Raw genomic sequence first — 17,977 nt, 5'->3', positions numbered from 1 at the left:
GGGTTGTCATGCCAATGGCACTGCCCGGTAGCTAAATGCGGAAGAGATAAGTGCTGAAAGCATCTAAGCACGAAACTTGCCCCGAGATGAGTTCTCCCTGAGACTTTAAGTCTCCTGAAGGAACGTTGAAGACGACGACGTTGATAGGTCGGGTGTGTAAGCGCAGCGATGCGTTGAGCTAACCGATACTAATGAACCGTGAGGCTTAACCTTACAACGCCGAAGGTGTTTTGGCGAAGAGACAGACAATCAAATTTCAGCCTGATACAGATTAACAGAATTTGCCTGGCGGCTTTAGCGCGGTGGTCCCACCTGACCCCATGCCGAACTCAGAAGTGAAACGCCGTAGCGCCGATGGTAGTGTGGGGTCTCCCCATGTGAGAGTAGGGAACTGCCAGGCATCAAACAAGTGAAGAGGCCATCCGGAAGGATGGCCTTTTTGCGTTTGTTTGCTGAAAAACGGCAGGCCGGGCAAGGCGAAGCCGCCACCCGGCAGATCTCAGACTGCACACCACGCCAAAATAAACGCTGCAATCCCCTCCACATTATTCAAATCCAGAACCGGTACTTCCAGCGACAACGCAACGTCACTGGCCACGGCAATCACATGCTCATCCAGCATTAGTTCGCTAACATCATGCCCGGCGCCGTTTCTGAACAGCAAGATCTTAGGCACGGCCTCATGCTTAAACCCCTCAACCAGCACCAGATCCAGCGTGGAGTGATCCATCCGGCTGACAAGATAAGCGAGATCCAGCGGTGCTTCATCCGGTGTTTCTGTCATTAACGCCCAGCGCTGGTTACTCGCCACCATCGTTTGTGCAGCGCCAGCCTTACGCAGCTCGTAGCTATCTTTCCCCGGCTTATCGACATCCATGTTATGGTGCGTATGCTTAATCAATCCGGGACGAATGCCTTTGGCGCAAAGTGCAGGTATTAGTTTTTTTAGCAGCGTAGTCTTCCCGGTGCCACTCCAGGCAGAGATCGCTAATACGGGTATCATTTCTTCTCCTGCATTATCTGCAAATCTTCCGTCGTGTTTACATTCACAAACGCCGATTTCATGTCGCTGAAATCAACGGAATGCCCTCCGGACTGACGCATAAATACCATAACGCGTCGCTCTCCTGCGGCCAGGTAATCTTCCAGCGCGGATATTAACGAGCGATTAATCAATGCGATCGTTGGATGGTCGCGTTCACCGTCGTGTACCCAGACGACGGGAGCACCACCGCGCCGCTGCACCAGACGTTCAACCAGGCAGGACGGGATGAAGGGCGTATCACATGAACAAAAGAGAAACCACTCTCCATGCGACTGCTGCATAACGGAAAGCATTCCCGCCAGCGGACCGGGGTAGTCCACCAGGTTATCCTGATAAACCGGATACCCGCTGCGCTGATAAATATCAACATGTCGGTTAGCGCTGATCGCCATCGAGGACACCTGATCTGCAAGCGTATCAGCAACATGCTGCCATAATGGTGTGTTGTTCAGGAGCTGAAGCCCCTTATCCTTTCCGCCCATTCGCGTTGCCCTGCCCCCGGCCAGAACAACTCCGATGATTTCCTGGCATTGATTCACGAATATCGCCTCTTTTATTGTGGGATTGACCCTGCTAACGTGTCTCTCTAAATGAAAGGAGCACTACCATGAAATGTAAACGTCTTAATGAAGTCATTGAGCTTCTCCAGCCGGCCTGGCAAAAAGAGCCAGAGCTGAATCTGATGCAATTTTTACAGAAACTGGCGAAAGAGTCAGGTTTTGATGGTGAACTGGCAGACCTTTCTGACGACATCCTGATCTATCACCTGAAAATGCGTGACTCGGCTAAAGATGCTGTTATTCCTGGCATTCAGAAAGATTATGAAGAGGATTTTAAAACCGCATTACTGCGTGCCCGAGGCGTAATTAAAGAGTAAAAGCTTGTAAGCGGAGCCACCGAAATCGCCACAAGATGATATCCTGAATCATTCGTATAATTTCCGGATGATCGGATGAACGACCAGGCTTTTACTTTCCAGACATTACACCCGGATACCATTATGGATGCGCTGTTCGAACAGGGTATTCGGGTGGATTCCGGGTTAACCCCTTTAAACAGCTACGAAAACCGTGTCTACCAATTTCAGGACGAAGAGCGCCAGCGCTTTGTCGTAAAGTTTTACCGTCCACAGCGCTGGTCCGCAGAACAAATTCAGGAAGAGCATCAGTTTGCCCACGATCTGCTGGATGACGATGTTCCCGTTGCGGCACCCATTAAATTCAATAACCAAACGCTGCTGACCCATCAGGGCTTTTACTACGCGGTATTTCCGAGCCTGGGCGGAAGACAGTTTGAGGCAGATAATATCGATCAGATGGAATGGGTTGCCCGCTATCTGGGGCGCATTCATCAGACGGGACGTAAAAAACCGTTTGTTGCCCGTCCGACGATTGGTGTTCAGGAATATCTTATTGAGCCGCGACAGGTATTCGAAACATCGGCGCTGATCCCGAATGCGCTAAAGGATAATTTCCTCACGGCGACCGATAAGCTTATTGATGCTGTAAAAGCCTGCTGGCGGGATGATATTACTACTCTGCGCCTGCACGGTGACTGCCACGCCGGGAATATTCTCTGGCGTGATGGCCCACTATTTGTCGATCTTGATGACGCACGTATGGGACCCGCGGTGCAGGATCTGTGGATGCTGCTCAACGGTGATAAAGCCGAGCAGCGCATGCAGCTTGAGACCATAATTGAAGCTTATGAAGAATTTAGCCCCTTTAATTCAGACGAAATTGCCTTGATAGAACCTTTACGTGCGATGCGATTTGTTTATTATCTCGCGTGGTTAATCAGGCGTTGGGAAGACCCGGCTTTTCCCCGAAATTTCCCCTGGCTTACCGGGGAGGATTACTGGCGCAACCAGATATCCACATTTACCGCGCAGGTTAAGGTTCTACAGGAACCCCCTTTGCAATTAACGCCGATGTATTAATTGGACACACCCAGGAGAGAGTTAATCATGAAAAAAATTTGGCTGGCGCTGGCTGGTATGATTCTGGCATTTAGCGCAACTGCTGCGCAGTTTACCGACGGCAAGCAGTACATTACGCTGGACAAGCCTGTTGCTGGCGAGCCTCAGGTGCTGGAGTTCTTCTCCTTCTACTGCCCGCACTGCTATGAGTTTGAGCAGGTACTTCATGTTTCTGACAACGTGAAGAAAAAGCTGCCGGAAGGCACCAAAATGACGAAATACCACGTTGAGTTCCTTGGCCCACTGGGTAAAGATCTGACTCAGGCATGGGCGGTCGCGATTGCGCTGGGTGTGGAAGATAAGATCACCGCGCCTATGTTTGAAGCCGTACAGAAAACCCAAACCGTACAAACTACGGCAGATATCCGTAAAGTGTTCGTGGATGCCGGTGTTAAAGGTGAAGACTACGACGCTGCCTGGAACAGTTTCGTGGTGAAATCACTCGTGGCACAGCAGGAAAAAGCTGCCGCTGACTTCCAGTTGCAGGGCGTGCCGGCGATGTATGTTAACGGCAAATACCAGGTGAATATGCGTGGTATGGACACGACCAGCATGGATATCTTCGTACAACAGTACGCTGATACCGTGAAATACCTGGTTGAGAAAAAGTAACAAACATAAAGAAAAACGCCGGTCACTGACCGGCGTTTTTGTATGAAGATTTAATCTTCGCTATCTGCTCGTCTTTCTCTTTCCAGAGTGTATTAAGCCAAAGCTGGAAACGACGTTTGAAGTTTTTATCGTTGACATAATCCCCGTGCAGTTCAGTGTTGACGGACATCAGATCAACGCGGACAACGATACGCGTCAGCCTGCCGCTGAGCATATCGTAGAACGGCGTCCTGTCATTTTCCGGATAGCAGAGCGTTACGTTCAACAATTTATCGAACTGCTCACCCAGCACGTTGAGCGCCATTGCGATGCCCGCAGCCTTTGGCGGCAACAGGTTCTGATAAGGAGAACGAGTCTGCTGGCGCTTCTCTTCGGTAAAGCGTGATCCTTCGACGAAGTTAACAATGGTGGTGGGATGCGCGCGAAACTTCTCGCAAGAACGGCGCGTGGTTTCCACGTCCTTACCGCGGCGTTCCGGATGACGAATTAAATAGCTGCGTGAATAGCGTTTCATAAATGGCATATCCAGCGCCCAGCAGGCCAGTCCAATGAAAGGCACCCAGGCCAGCTGCTGTTTCAGAAAGTATTTGTTCATCGGAATGTGTTTGCGAAACAGTACGCACAATACAACGATGTCGGCCCAGCTGTGGTGATTGCAGATCAGCAGATACCAGTTCTTTTTGTTCAGCTTCTCCAGCCCCTGAACATCCCACTTCAGCCAGGGGTTCAGATGCAGCAGGATCGCCAGCCCTTCACACCAGCAGTACATCATAAAATTACAAAAAGCAGACACCGCGCGCCATACCGGAGGGACAGGCAGCAGAAGTTTAATTATTCCGGCAACGATGATTGGCACAGAACAGGCGATGGTAACCAGAATAGTTAAAATGACGCTTAACCATAATGTTATCGCTGCGAGTATTCTCGACATAATGAATTTATTCAGATAGTTAGCTGTAATTGAGCAGCCGGCTATCCGGTGCTGGGCGCCGATCTTATCAGAAATTCGCTCAGACCAGGGCGGTTTCACACCAGGAGGCTGCGGCTTTTCCTGCCAGGCAGCGAATTTTTGCATATAGACAGAGTGCTTAAGTCTTATATCCACATAGACTAAATAAACATCAGTGAAGCGCGATCTTAAGTGATCTTATAGCAATGCTTTGATTTTATTATATAAATAAGTTTTCAGTATCACTTTTATAAAGCTGTTATTCACCTGTATTAAAAATATACACAAACTTATCCACAGTTTTGTTTTGCGAGCGATCTTCCCGATCGCAAAATCTTTTTCTGTATAAAGCGCTAAAACCTGATGTTTTCATCCTTCTGTGGCATCCTTTACCCATAAATTCATAAAAGGCACGGACATTATGGTTCAGATCCCAGAAAACCCACTTATACTCGTCGATGGCTCTTCTTACCTGTATCGGGCGTATCATGCGTTTCCTCCTCTGACCAACAGCGCAGGGGAACCTACCGGCGCAATGTACGGCGTGCTGAATATGCTTCGCAGCCTGATTCTGCAATACCACCCAACCCATGCGGCCGTGGTGTTTGATGCGAAGGGTAAAACCTTCCGCGATGAATTATTTGAGCATTACAAATCTCACCGTCCCCCTATGCCTGACGATCTGCGTGCGCAAATTGAACCGTTGCACGCTATGGTGAAAGCGATGGGGCTGCCACTGCTGGCGGTCTCAGGCGTTGAAGCTGATGACGTAATTGGTACCCTGGCGCGCGAAGCGGAAAAAGCAGGCCGCCCGGTTCTGATCAGTACCGGTGATAAAGACATGGCGCAGCTGGTAACGCCCGGGATCACGCTGATCAACACCATGACAAACACCATTCTTGGCCCGGAAGAAGTGGTCGCCAAATATGGCGTGCCGCCAGAGCTCATTATTGATTTCCTCGCCCTGATGGGCGATTCCTCGGATAACATTCCTGGCGTACCGGGCGTAGGCGAAAAAACAGCTCAGGCGCTGCTGCAAGGGCTGGGCGGGCTGGATACGCTGTATGCAGAACCCGACAAAATTGCCGGTCTTACCTTCCGTGGCGCAAAAACCATGGCCGGAAAGCTCGCCGATAACAAAGAGGTGGCTTATCTCTCCTATCAGTTGGCCACCATCAAAACTGACGTAGAGCTGGAGCTTACCTGCGAGCAGCTGGAAGTGCAGGAACCCGCCGCCGACGAACTGCTTGGCCTGTTCAAAAAATACGAATTTAAACGCTGGACCGCGGATGTTGAAGCCGGGAAATGGCTTCAGGCGAAAGGGGCTAAACCTGCGGCGAAGCCGAAAGAGACCATCGTTGTCAATGCCGAAGAGCAGGCAGAAGAAGAGGCGGTAGCGCTCTCCTTCGACAACTATGAAACCATCCTTGAAGAGTCACGGCTCATCGCCTGGATTGAAAAGCTGAAAAAAGCGCCAGTATTTGCTTTCGATACCGAAACGGACAGCCTTGATAACATTACGGCTAATATGGTGGGCCTGTCATTCGCAACGGAGCCGGGGATTGCAGCCTATGTTCCGGTGGCTCACGACTATCTGGATGCGCCGGAGCAAATCTCCCGCGAGCGCGCCTTAGAACTGCTGAAGCCGATTCTGGAAGACGAGAAAGTGCTGAAGGTTGGGCAAAACCTGAAGTACGACCGCGGTATTCTGCAAAACTACGGCATTGAGCTGCGTGGTATCGCTTTTGACACCATGCTGGAATCTTACATTCTGGACAGCGTGGCGGGCCGCCATGATATGGATTCCTTATCCGATCGTTGGCTGAAACACAAAACCATCACCTTTGAAGAAATTGCCGGTAAGGGCAAAAATCAGCTGACCTTTAACCAGATCGCGCTGGAAGAAGCAGGCCGCTACGCCGCGGAAGACGCTGACGTCACGCTACAGCTGCATCTCAAAATGTGGCCGAAATTGCAGAAGCACGAAGGGCCGCTGAATGTGTTCCAGAACATTGAGATGCCGCTGGTGCCTGTGCTGTCCCGCATTGAGCGCAATGGCGTTAAAATCGACCCAACGGTGCTGCATAACCACTCTGGTGAGCTGGCGCAGCGCCTGACCGAGCTTGAACAGAAAGCGCATGAGCTTGCTGGCGAGGCATTTAACCTGTCTTCACCGAAACAGCTGCAAACCATCCTGTTTGAAAAACAGGGTATCAAGCCGCTGAAGAAAACCCCGGGTGGCGCCCCTTCAACGTCTGAAGAGGTGCTGGAAGAGCTGGCGCTGGACTATCCGCTGCCAAAAGTTATTCTGCAATACCGTGGTCTGGCTAAGCTGAAATCGACCTATACCGACAAACTGCCGTTGATGATCAACCCGAAAACGGGCCGCGTGCACACCTCCTATCACCAGGCTGTGGCGGCGACCGGGCGACTTTCGTCAACCGATCCTAACCTTCAGAACATTCCGGTGCGTAATGAAGAGGGCCGCCGTATTCGCCAGGCTTTCATTGCGCCAGAGGATTATCTGATTGTCTCCGCGGACTACTCGCAAATCGAACTGCGTATTATGGCGCACCTGTCACGCGACAAAGGCCTGCTGACGGCCTTTGCCGAAGGGAAGGACATCCACCGGGCAACCGCTGCCGAAGTGTTTGGGCTGCCGCTGGAGAGCGTGACAAACGAGCAGCGTCGTAGTGCAAAAGCGATCAACTTCGGTCTGATTTACGGCATGAGTGCCTTTGGTCTTTCACGCCAGCTCAATATCCCGCGTAAAGAGTCGCAGAAGTATATGGATCTCTACTTCGAGCGGTATCCGGGCGTGCTGGAATATATGGAACGTACCCGCGCACAGGCGAAAGAGAAAGGCTACGTTGAAACGCTGGATGGCCGTCGTCTCTACCTTCCGGACATCAAATCCAGCAACGCCGCGCGCCGGGCTGGTGCTGAACGTGCTGCGATCAACGCCCCCATGCAGGGCACTGCGGCGGACATCATTAAACGCGCGATGATCGCCGTCGATGCCTGGCTCGAAAAAGAGAAACCGCGCGTGAAAATGATCATGCAGGTACACGATGAACTGGTCTTTGAAGTTCATAAAGACGATCTGGAGATGGTCTCTCAGAAGATCCATGAACTGATGGAAAACAGCATGAAGCTGGACGTTCCGTTGCTGGTGGAAGTGGGTAGCGGCGAAAACTGGGATCAGGCTCACTAAGGGTTATCGGTATAACGCGCGTTTTATGTAAGTAAGCAACATAAGTACGCGCGATTTGTGACGATCATTAGAATTCCCTATGTAAAGAATGAAAAAAAACTACAAAAAGTGCTTTGTCCAGCGATAAAAAAAGAGTAGAGTTAACGACGTAGGGTACAGAGGTAAGATGTTCTATCTTTCAGACCTTTTACTTCACGTAATCGGATTTGGCTGAATATTTTAGCCGCCCCAGTCAGTAATGACTGGGGCGTTTTTTATTGCGGCAAAGAAAGTTTCAGGCGAAAAAAAGCGCGGTCATCGCCGCGCCTGTTGTTACTCTGCTTCCGCTTCAGTCGCCGGTTCCAGATCGTTAAACCAGCTGTCGAGCTTCTGTCGCAGTTTATCCACGCCCTGCTTTTTCAGCGAGGAGAACGGTTCAACCTGTACATCGCCGTTGAATGCCAGCACCGCTTCACGAACCTTGTTCACCTGCGCCTTGCGCGCGCCGCTCGCCAGCTTATCTGCTTTTGTCAGCAGCACCAGCACCGCAATATCGCTTGCCACCGCCCAGTCAATCATCTGCTGGTCGAGATCTTTTAGCGGATGACGAATATCCATCAGCACCACCAGACCTTTCAGACACATGCGTTTTTCCAGGTATTCACCCAGCGCACGCTGCCATTTGATCTTCATCTCTTCCGGTACCTGCGCGTAACCGTAGCCCGGTAAATCGACCAGGCGTTTGCCTTCAGCCACTTCAAACAGGTTAATCAGCTGAGTACGGCCAGGTGTTTTCGAGGTACGCGCCAGGTTTTTCTGATTGGTGAGCGTATTCAGGGCACTGGATTTTCCCGCATTGGAGCGGCCAGCAAATGCCACTTCAATCCCTGTGTCTGAGGGCAGGTGGCGAATATCGGGCGCACTGGTGACAAAATGCGTCTGTTGGTAGTTCCAGGTAGTCACGTGGTCGTCTCCAAAAATCGTAATCTGCGGGGATTATACCTGAATGCGGGCAAAAGGCTTTTCCCTTCGTCATTGACATGTAAGTGAAAGCCCTACGGAATGTAAGAGATCTGCCCTTAAGCGTATGAGAAATTTAAGAGAAATCGCAGGCGCTAAAAAACTCAAAATATTAAAATTCAAAGAGTTATTAATGAGTAATTATCTGAAAATCCGGTTTTGTACCTTTTCATAGCTTGTTAGTTTAAGGGAACAAGGTAAAGTGTGTGCCAGGGCGAGGATGCCAACAGGATAACGACTTAAGGATAAGGGTCAGGAGCGCCAGGAGGCGAAGACTCAGGATTGTCAGGACGACCGGCGCCTGGAGGCGTTTTTAACAGGAAACGGAACCGTATCACGGACGGTAGTAGCCAAGGGATAAACAGGGTTTGTTGCAGGCAAACAGGGAATGTCTGACCCGTTAAGGGTTGTGAGTCAGGAAAAAAGGCGACAGATTGCTCTGTCGCCTTTTTTCTTTGCTTGCTTTCTGCTAGATTTCGCCGCAATTCTATACTGAAGAAAACGACTTAAAGATAAAACATCATGAAAAAACCGACCTCCGCTGCGGGCGTGAAACGCCCTGCAAAAGCACGCCGCAAAACGCGCGAAGAACTGAATCAGGAAGCGCGCGATCGCAAACGCGATAAAAAACATCGTGGCCATGCTGCGGGTAGCCGTGCTAACGGTGGCGGTGCCGCAGGCGCTTCTGCAAAAGGCAAACAGCAGAAAGATCCTCGTATCGGCAGTAAAACTCCCATTCCACTGGGCGTGACAGACACGCCGGTCACTAAGCAGCACAAACCAAAGAGCGAGAAACCTATGCTTTCACCGCAGGCTGAGCTGGATATGCTGGAGAACGATGAGCGCCTGGATGCGCTGCTGGAACGTCTTGAAGAGGGTGAAACCCTGACCGCTGAAGAGCAGTCCTGGGTGGACGCCAAACTGGACCGCATTGATGAACTGATGCAGAAGCTGGGTCTGTCCTACGATGATGAAGAAGACGAAGAGGAAGACGAAAAGCAGGAAGATATGATGCGTCTGCTGAAAGGTGGAAACTAACATTTGCACCCGGCAGGTACACTCGTCCTGCTTATAACCCTTCCGGTTATATGTTATCTGGTGTGGTTATTCGTTAAACTACGGCGGTTGTCGCGGCGACAGAAGTGGCTGCGCACCCGAATGATGGCCCGTAACGGGACCAGAGCGGGCCGCCGTATACGAACGCGACACCAACGGAAGGAGTGAGCATGTCTGTACCATCTATCGACTGGGATTTGGCCCTGATCCAGAAATATAACTATTCCGGGCCGCGTTATACCTCATACCCCACCGCGCTGGAGTTTTCTGACGCTTTCGGCGAGGCGGATTTTCAGCAAGCTGTGGCGCGCTATCCCGAGCGCCCGCTGTCGCTCTACGTCCATATTCCGTTCTGCCATAAGCTCTGCTACTTCTGCGGCTGCAATAAAATCGTTACCCGCCAGCAGCACAAAGCCGATCAATACCTCGATGCGCTCGAACAGGAAATTCTGCACCGCGCACCGCTGTTTAAAGGCCGTCACGTCAGCCAGCTTCACTGGGGCGGTGGTACGCCAACCTATCTGAATAAAGCGCAGATTAGCCGCCTGATGGCGCTGCTGCGCGGCAATTTCAGTTTTAACGACGACGCCGAAATTTCGATCGAGGTCGATCCGCGTGAAATCGAGCTGGATGTGCTGGATCATTTACGCGCCGAAGGTTTCAACCGCCTGAGTATGGGCGTACAGGACTTCAACAAAGAAGTACAGCGCCTGGTAAACCGCGAGCAGGACGAAGCGTTTATCTTTGCCTTACTCAACCATGCGCGTGAAATCGGCTTTACCTCAACGAATATAGACCTGATTTACGGCCTGCCGAAGCAGACGCCGGAGAGCTTCGCCTACACGCTTAAACGCGTGGCTGAGCTTAACCCGGACCGTCTGAGCGTCTTTAACTATGCGCACCTGCCGACGCTGTTCGCCGCTCAGCGCAAAATCAAAGATGCGGATCTGCCTTCCGCCCAGCAGAAGCTGGACATTTTGCAGGAGACCATCGCCTCGCTGACCGAAACCGGCTATCAGTTTATCGGAATGGATCACTTTGCCCGCCCTGACGATGAGCTGGCGATTGCCCAGCGCGAAGGTGTTCTCCACCGTAACTTCCAGGGCTACACCACCCAGGGCGATACCGATCTGCTCGGAATGGGCGTCTCCGCCATCAGCATGATTGGCGACTGCTACGCCCAGAATCAGAAAGAGCTGAAGCTGTACTATCAGCAGATAGACGAAACCGGCAACGCGCTGTGGCGCGGCATTGCGCTAACGCGCGACGACTGCATCCGTCGGGACGTGATTAAGGCGCTTATCTGCAACTTCCGTCTCGAATTTCGCGAGGTGGAGTCGCAATGGGATCTGCAATTCAGCGATTACTTTGCCGAAGACCTGAAGCTTCTGGCGCCGCTGGCGAAAGACGGGCTGGTGGATGTGTCGGAGAGTGCGGTTGTCGTCACGCCGAAAGGACGTCTGTTGATTCGTAATATCTGCATGTGCTTCGATGCCTATCTGCGTCAGAAGGCGCGTTTACAGCAGTTCTCGCGGGTGATTTGAGCTGCAATGCCGGGTGGCGCTTCGCTTACCCGGCCTACATCTCGCACTTATGTAGGCCGGGTAAGGCGAAGCCGCCACCCGGCTTTTCATCAACAGCTCGTTAGCTAAACAGCCCAACCAGTGCCGCACACAATACCGCCGCAACGGCAGTTTGTGGCGTGTGGCTTTCTGCTGCTCCGCTCGAAAGCAAAGTCACTAATGATTCCAGCATGATGCTCCCCCCTGTTTCCGGGCACGATCATACAAAACTCATCGGAACAGTAAAGCGCAAAATAACGGCACTTTGCGCTCAATTAGTAACCTTTACACAGCGGAGTAAGATCACTCCATTCCCAGCTCTTTCAGCTTGCGCGTCAGGGTGTTTCGACCCCATCCCAACAGGCGAGCCGCTTCCTGTTTGTGGCCCTGGGTATGACGAAGCGCGGTAGTCAACAGCGTGCGCTCCATCTCAGGCTGCGCTTCGGAGAGCAGATTTTGATGACCGGAACGCAGCGCGCGATCTGCCCACTGCGCCAGCAGCGTCGCCCAGCTGTCCGGCAGCGCATGTCCGGCGGTGCTTTCGGGCACGGTGGCTTCAAACAGCTCGGCGGGGAGATCCTGAATCAACACTTCCTGTCCGGCGGCCATCACGGTCAGCCAGCGACAGGTGTTTTCCAGCTGACGCACGTTGCCCGGCCACGCCAGACGGGTGAGGGCGGCATCCGTTTCCGGATGAAGCTGCTTGGCTTCCACGCCCAGCTCGCGGGCCGCCACTTGCAGGAAATGGCGCGCCAGACGCGGGATATCTTCCCGACGCTCGCGCAGCGGCGGGAGGTGGACGCGGATCACGTTCAGACGATGGAATAAATCCTCACGGAATTTCCCCTCCTGCACGCGCAGCTCCAGGTTCTGGTGCGTCGCGGCAATAATACGCACGTCCACCTTTACCGGCGCATAGCCGCCCACGCGGTAAAACTGGCCATCTGCCAGCACGCGCAGCAGTCGGGTCTGAACATCCAGCGGCATATCGCCGATTTCATCCAGGAATAGCGTTCCGCCGTCAGCCTGTTCAAAGCGTCCCTGACGAATGGTATTTGCCCCGGTAAACGCCCCTTTTTCGTGGCCGAACAGCTCAGATTCAATCAAATCTTTGGGGATCGCCGCCATGTTCAGGGCGATAAAGGGCGCTTTCGCCCGCGGGCTGTGGCGATGCAGGGCGTGCGCAACCAGCTCTTTACCGGTCCCTGATTCACCGTTAATCAAGACGCTGATAGACGAGCGCGACAGACGCCCGATGATGCGAAACACGTCCTGCATGGCTGGCGCTTCACCGATGATGTCCGTCGTAGGCCCGAAATCCGGCGCGTGACGGGGCTGCTGTTGCTCCTGATAGTGGCTGATGGCGCGTTCGACCAGGGCAACGGCTTCGTCGATATCAAACGGTTTTGGCAGATAATCAAACGCCCCCTGCTGGTAGGCGCTAACGGCGGCATCCAGGTCGGAGTGAGCGGTCATTATGATGACCGGAAGCATAGGGTGGCGCTGTTTGATCTGCTTTAAGAGCGCCAGTCCGTCCATGCCCGGCATGCGAATATCCGAGAGCAGAACGTCCGGCGTTTTGGTGGTGAGTGCGTCGAGCACCTCGCTGCCGCTCTCAAACGTCGTGCAGCTTAATCCCGCTCCTGTGAGCGCGCGTTCAAGCACCCAACGGATGGAGCTATCGTCATCGACTACCCAGACTATCCCTCGTTGCATAAACGTCACCTTTATTTTTTAATCGGCAGGAAAACCGAAAACTCGGTATGTCCCGGCCAACTGGTAAATTCAATTTTGCCGGAGTGTTGGTCAATCAAATTACGGGCTATGGATAACCCCAGCCCGGTGCCGCCTTCGCGACCGCTGACCATCGGGTAGAACAGGGTGTCCTGGAGATGCGGCGGGATCCCCGGCCCGTTATCTTCCACATCAATACGTGCCGCCAGACGATAACGCACGCCGTGCAGCGTCAGCTGGAACGCGGTGCGGGTACGCAGAATAATTTCGCCACCCTCCGGGCCCAGCGCCTGCAACGCGTTACGCACAATGTTCAACAGCACCTGTTCAATCTGGTCCGGATCGTGCGCCAGCTCCGGCAGGCTTGGGTCGTAATCACGCACCAGCGTGACGTTATCCGGCAGCTCCATAGAGACGAGTTTCACCACCCGCTCCGCGACCTTGTGAATGCTTTCTGAAACATGCATCCCCGGCTGCTGCGGCCCGAGCAGGCGATCGACCAGATTACGCAGACGGTCCGCCTGCTCGATAATGACGTTGGTATACTCCGCCAGGGCAGGGTCAGGCAGCGCTTTGGTCAAAAGCTGTGCCGCACCGCGTAAGCCGCCCAGCGGGTTTTTAATTTCATGAGCCAGCCCGCGTACCAGGTCGCGCGCCGCAATCTGCTGAGCATGCTGTAGCTGCTCCTGGCTGAGACGACGCTGGTTATCCATCGGCGCCATTTCCAGCAGAATCATGCCATCTGGCAGGCGCTGTGCGGTGAGGGATAAAATATGCGAGCGTCCGTCAATCACCAGCGTCACTTCGTTATCGGTGAAGCCCTGACCCGCCTGCAAACTCTCCTGCATCAGACCAATATTCAGCGAGAAATAGCTCAGCAGTTCAGGCAGCGGCGTGCCAAACAGTTTACGGGCGCTTTGAGCGAGCAGCTGCTGCGCCGCCGGGTTGGCGTAATGCACCGCCAGCTCGTCGTCGACCAGCAAGATACTGTTAATCAAAGAATTGAGGATCTGCCCAGCATCGGGCAGCGTGCCAGTTGCCATTCAGCAGTCTCCTGGAGTCGTTGCACTATTTTAGTGCAGTATAGCGTTTTAGAGGTAAAAAGCGCGTGAGATCAGGTTGTTGGTGGAGAAAAAAGCCCATCCGAAGATGGGCTAAAGTTTCCACGGCAACTACTCCCGACGCGTATGCGCCGGGTAAAACAAATCAATTAAACGCTGTAGTACAGTTCGAACTCAACCGGGTGCGGCGTCATGCGAACGCGGTCGTTTTCTTCGGTACGCAGCGCGATGTAAGCGTCGATAGCTTCATCGGTGAACACCCCGCCAGCGGTCAGGAACTCACGGTCTGCGTCCAGCGCTTGCAGGGCTTCTTCCAGAGAGCCAGCAACCTGTGGGATCTCTTTCGCTTCTTCTGGCGGCAGGTCGTACAGGTTTTTGTCCATGGCTTCGCCCGGGTGGATCTTGTTCTTGATACCGTCCAGACCGGCCATCAGCAGTGCTGCGAAGCACAGGTATGGGTTAGCCGCCGGGTCCGGGAAGCGCACTTCGATACGACGCGCTTTCGGAGACGCCACCACCGGGATACGGATAGAAGCAGAACGGTTACGGGCAGAGTAAGCCAGCATCACCGGTGCTTCGTAGCCTGGGACCAGACGCTTGTAGGAGTTGGTGGTCGGGTTCGCCAGGGCGTTGATCGCTTTAGCGTGTTTGATAACACCGCCGATGTAGTGCAGCGCCTGCTCAGACAGACCCGCGTATTTGTCGCCAGAGAACAGGTTGGTGCCGTTCTTGGACAGGGACATGTGGCAGTGCATGCCGGAACCGTTGTCGCCGAACATGGGTTTTGGCATGAAGGTCGCGGTTTTACCGAAACGGTGCGCAACGTTGTGCACAACGTATTTGTAGATCTGAATCTCATCCGCTTTCTTGGTCATGGTGTTGAAGCGGGTTGCGATTTCGTTCTGGCCAGCCGTTGCCACTTCGTGGTGGTGCGCTTCAACAACCAGGCCCATCTCTTCCATGATCAGACACATGGTAGAACGGATGTCCTGTGAAGAATCGACCGGAGGAACCGGGAAGTAACCGCCTTTCACGCCCGGACGGTGACCTTTGTTACCACCTTCGTATTTGGTGGAAGAGTTCCATGCGCCTTCGATGTCATCGATAGCGACGTGGGAACCAGAAATGGAAGCACCAAAACGGATGTCATCGAACAGGAAGAACTCTGGCTCTGGCCCGAACAGAACGGTGTCTGCGATACCGGTAGAACGCAGGTACTCTTCAGCGCGTTTTGCGATAGAGCGTGGGTCACGGTCATAGCCTTGCAGCGTGCCAGGTTCCAGGATATCGCAGCGGATGATCAGCGTAGGTTCTTCGTAGAACGGGTCAATGAGCGCAGTGGTTGCATCTGGCATCAGAACCATGTCGGATTCGTTAATGCCTTTCCAGCCGCCAATGGAGGAGCCGTCAAACATTTTGCCTTCTTCAAAGAATTCGGCGTTCACCTGATGAGCAGGGATCGTGACGTGCTGTTCTTTACCTTTGGTATCGGTGAAGCGCAGATCAACAAACTTCACTTCATGTTCGTTCAGCATCGTCAAAACGTGTTCAGCGGACATACTTAACTCTCCAGATTGGTCATTGTCGTCGTGGTAACGAGGTCTTCAAATCGGCTGGGCTGCCATATTTTTACTGTATTTCTGTAAAGCGAAATCTGTGCCAACTTTTAAAACACCCCAAAAAGGCGTTATCATGCGCACCATAGTGCAGAAGGGCTGCACCACATTGGATTTGTTGCACCATTATAGTGCTTCTGTGTGAACATCGAGCACCATATTGGTGCAATTTACGTTAAAGTGCCCTTTTACCGCTCCGTGAAAGCGATCACAAAGCATCTCTGCAATACTTGTTTGCGGGGGATGTTTGTGATCCTGTTTTGTAGTGCGATTAATCCGTGTACAATAACGCGCTATTTCTAAATGCCTGAGGCAAAGTTGTGATCGAAAAATTGCGTAATATCGCCATCATCGCGCACGTCGACCATGGTAAAACTACCCTGGTTGATAAGCTGCTACAGCAGTCCGGTACGTTTGATACTCGTGCCGAAACTCAAGAGCGTGTGATGGACTCCAACGATTTGGAGAAAGAGCGTGGGATTACCATCCTCGCCAAAAACACCGCTATCAAATGGAATGACTACCGTATCAACATCGTTGATACCCCAGGGCACGCCGACTTCGGTGGTGAAGTTGAGCGCGTGATGTCCATGGTGGATTCCGTGCTGCTGGTGGTTGACGCATTTGATGGCCCTATGCCGCAAACGCGCTTCGTGACCAAAAAAGCATTTGCCCACGGCCTGAAACCTATCGTTGTGATCAACAAGGTTGACCGTCCTGGCGCGCGTCCTGACTGGGTTGTTGACCAGGTCTTCGACCTGTTCGTTAACCTCGACGCGACCGACGAACAGCTGGACTTCCCTATCGTTTATGCGTCTGCGCTGAACGGTATCGCCGGTCTGGATCACGAAGACATGGCGGAAGACATGACTCCGCTGTACCAGACGATTGTTGACCGCGTTCCTGCGCCAAACGTTGACCTGGAAGGCACCCTGCAAATGCAGATCTCTCAGCTCGACTACAACAACTATGTTGGCGTAATCGGCATTGGTCGTATCAAGCGCGGTAAAGTGAAGCCTAACCAGCAGGTCACTATCATCGATAGCGAAGGCAAAACCCGTAACGGTAAAGTCGGTAAAGTTCTGACTCACCTGGGTCTTGAGCGTATCGAGAGCGACATCGCTGAAGCGGGCGACATCATCGCCATCACCGGTCTGGGTGAACTGAACATCTCCGACACCATCTGCGATCCGCAGAACGTCGAAGCGCTGCCAGCCCTGTCCGTTGATGAACCAACCGTATCCATGTTCTTCAACGTCAACACCTCTCCGTTCTGTGGTAAAGAAGGTAAGTTTGTTACCTCTCGTCAGATCCTTGACCGCCTGAACAAAGAGCTGGTGCACAACGTTGCGCTGCGCGTTGAAGAAACCGAAGACGCTGATGCATTCCGCGTTTCGGGTCGTGGTGAGCTGCACCTGTCTGTTCTGATTGAGAACATGCGTCGTGAAGGTTTCGAGATGGCGGTTTCCCGTCCGAAAGTTATCTTCCGCGAAATCGATGGCCGTAAACAAGAGCCATTCGAAAACGTAACGCTGGACGTTGAAGAACAGCACCAGGGTTCTGTGATGCAGGCACTGGGTGAGCGTAAAGGCGACCTGAAAAACATGAATCCAGATGGCAAAGGCCGCGTACGTCTCGACTACGTGATCCCAAGCCGTGGCCTGATCGGCTTCCGTTCTGAGTTCATGACCATGACTTCCGGTACTGGTCTGCTGTACTCCACCTTCAGCCACTACGACGACGTTCGTCCGGGCGAAGTGGGCCAGCGTAACAACGGCGTGCTGATCTCCAACGGTCAGGGTAAAGCGGTTGCGTTTGCGCTGTTCGGTTTGCAGGATCGCGGTAAGCTGTTCCTGGGCCACGGTGCTGAAGTTTACGAAGGCCAGATCATCGGTATTCACAGCCGTTCTAACGACCTGACGGTAAACTGCCTGACCGGTAAGAAACTGACCAACATGCGTGCGTCCGGTACTGACGAAGCAACGGTTCTGGTTCCACCGATCAAGATGACGCTGGAGCAGGCTCTGGAATTCATCGATGATGACGAACTGGTCGAAGTGACGCCTCAGTCAATTCGTATCCGTAAACGTCACCTGACCGAGAACGATCGTAAACGTGCTATGCGCGGTGCGAAAGAAGACTAATTCGGTT

Annotated in this window: 15 protein-coding genes and 1 rRNA gene; 8 read left to right on the top strand and 8 right to left on the bottom strand. The window is 52.9% G+C overall.

All coding sequences use genetic code 11. The features are described 5' to 3' along the window. The first annotated feature begins 284 nt into the window (after positions 1–284). Positions 285–400 (top strand): 5S ribosomal RNA (rrf, locus tag SK62_RS19670). 99 nt (positions 401–499) lie between these two features. On the opposite strand, the gene mobB is transcribed toward rrf, so the two are convergent. Further along, entirely contained in the window at positions 500–1,003 is a 504-nt protein-coding gene (gene mobB, locus SK62_RS19665; protein ID WP_017694039.1) for a molybdopterin-guanine dinucleotide biosynthesis protein MobB, read from the bottom strand. Then, the gene (gene mobA / locus SK62_RS19660) at positions 1,000–1,584 is read right to left on the bottom strand and encodes a molybdenum cofactor guanylyltransferase MobA (RefSeq protein ID WP_017694040.1); all 585 of its coding nucleotides are present in this window, start codon (positions 1,582–1,584) and stop codon (positions 1,000–1,002) included. The genes mobB and mobA overlap by 4 nt, the downstream gene beginning before the upstream one ends. A 68-nt stretch (positions 1,585–1,652) precedes the next feature. Between mobA and SK62_RS19655 the strand changes: the two genes are divergently transcribed. From SK62_RS19655 to dsbA, 3 genes are all read left to right on the top strand, one after another. After that, positions 1,653–1,922, top strand: coding sequence for a YihD family protein (locus tag SK62_RS19655; protein ID WP_003861904.1), 270 nt, complete (start codon positions 1,653–1,655; stop codon positions 1,920–1,922). Between the two features lie 75 nt (positions 1,923–1,997). After that, the gene (locus tag SK62_RS19650; RefSeq protein WP_023295647.1) at positions 1,998–2,984 is read left to right on the top strand and encodes a serine/threonine protein kinase; all 987 of its coding nucleotides are present in this window, start codon (positions 1,998–2,000) and stop codon (positions 2,982–2,984) included. A gap of 27 nt (positions 2,985–3,011) precedes the next feature. Beyond that, positions 3,012–3,635 carry a thiol:disulfide interchange protein DsbA gene (gene dsbA / locus SK62_RS19645; protein ID WP_003861908.1) on the top strand — a complete coding sequence of 208 codons (624 nt, stop codon included), beginning with the start codon at positions 3,012–3,014 and terminating at the stop codon, positions 3,633–3,635. A gap of 22 nt (positions 3,636–3,657) precedes the next feature. Here the strand turns inward: dsbA and SK62_RS19640 are convergent, their stop codons facing one another. Then, complete coding sequence (locus SK62_RS19640; RefSeq protein ID WP_045911407.1) at positions 3,658–4,566, bottom strand: acyltransferase; 909 nt, start codon at positions 4,564–4,566, stop codon at positions 3,658–3,660. 439 nt (positions 4,567–5,005) lie between these two features. On the opposite strand from SK62_RS19640, the gene polA reads away from it, so the two are divergent. Continuing rightward, positions 5,006–7,798 carry a DNA polymerase I gene (polA, locus tag SK62_RS19635; protein ID WP_047718167.1) on the top strand — a complete coding sequence of 931 codons (2,793 nt, stop codon included), beginning with the start codon at positions 5,006–5,008 and terminating at the stop codon, positions 7,796–7,798. 312 nt (positions 7,799–8,110) lie between these two features. Here polA and yihA read toward each other — a convergent pair whose 3' ends face one another. Beyond that, positions 8,111–8,740 carry a ribosome biogenesis GTP-binding protein YihA/YsxC gene (yihA, locus tag SK62_RS19630; RefSeq protein ID WP_003861913.1) on the bottom strand — a complete coding sequence of 210 codons (630 nt, stop codon included), beginning with the start codon at positions 8,738–8,740 and terminating at the stop codon, positions 8,111–8,113. A 579-nt stretch (positions 8,741–9,319) separates the two neighbouring features. Between yihA and yihI the strand changes: the two genes are divergently transcribed. Together yihI and hemN are read left to right on the top strand one after the other, a co-directional pair. Continuing rightward, positions 9,320–9,835, top strand: a complete 516-nt coding sequence (gene yihI, locus SK62_RS19625; RefSeq protein WP_015569898.1) for a Der GTPase-activating protein YihI — start codon at positions 9,320–9,322, stop codon at positions 9,833–9,835. A 188-nt stretch (positions 9,836–10,023) separates the two neighbouring features. Beyond that, entirely contained in the window at positions 10,024–11,397 is a 1,374-nt protein-coding gene (gene hemN / locus SK62_RS19620) for an oxygen-independent coproporphyrinogen III oxidase (protein WP_015569899.1), read from the top strand. Between the two features lie 100 nt (positions 11,398–11,497). Here the strand turns inward: hemN and SK62_RS22995 are convergent, their stop codons facing one another. From SK62_RS22995 to glnA, 4 genes are all read right to left on the bottom strand, one after another. Then, positions 11,498–11,608 (bottom strand): YshB family small membrane protein, encoded by a 111-nt coding sequence (locus SK62_RS22995; RefSeq protein ID WP_017382667.1) that lies wholly within the window; start codon positions 11,606–11,608, stop codon positions 11,498–11,500. A 110-nt stretch (positions 11,609–11,718) separates the two neighbouring features. Further along, positions 11,719–13,131, bottom strand: coding sequence for a nitrogen regulation protein NR(I) (glnG, locus tag SK62_RS19610; protein WP_003861919.1), 1,413 nt, complete (start codon positions 13,129–13,131; stop codon positions 11,719–11,721). Positions 13,132–13,142: 11 nt separating this feature from the next. Then, entirely contained in the window at positions 13,143–14,192 is a 1,050-nt protein-coding gene (gene glnL, locus SK62_RS19605; protein WP_003861923.1) for a nitrogen regulation protein NR(II), read from the bottom strand. Between the two features lie 167 nt (positions 14,193–14,359). After that, on the bottom strand, positions 14,360–15,769 hold the full coding sequence (gene glnA / locus SK62_RS19600; RefSeq protein WP_003861925.1) for a glutamate--ammonia ligase: 1,410 nt from the start codon (positions 15,767–15,769) through the stop codon (positions 14,360–14,362). A 377-nt stretch (positions 15,770–16,146) separates the two neighbouring features. On the opposite strand from glnA, the gene typA reads away from it, so the two are divergent. Then, positions 16,147–17,970: a ribosome-dependent GTPase TypA gene (gene typA / locus SK62_RS19595; protein ID WP_048249824.1), complete on the top strand. Its 1,824-nt coding sequence runs from the start codon at positions 16,147–16,149 to the stop codon at positions 17,968–17,970. The last annotated feature ends 7 nt before the right edge of the window (positions 17,971–17,977 follow it).

This window comes from Enterobacter sp. BIDMC109, assembly GCF_001037885.1.
Taxonomy (GTDB): Bacteria; Pseudomonadota; Gammaproteobacteria; order Enterobacterales; family Enterobacteriaceae; genus Enterobacter; species Enterobacter hormaechei_C.
The sequence above is the reverse complement of the archived record's forward strand: the minus strand, read 5'-3'. Positions and strand labels throughout refer to the sequence as shown.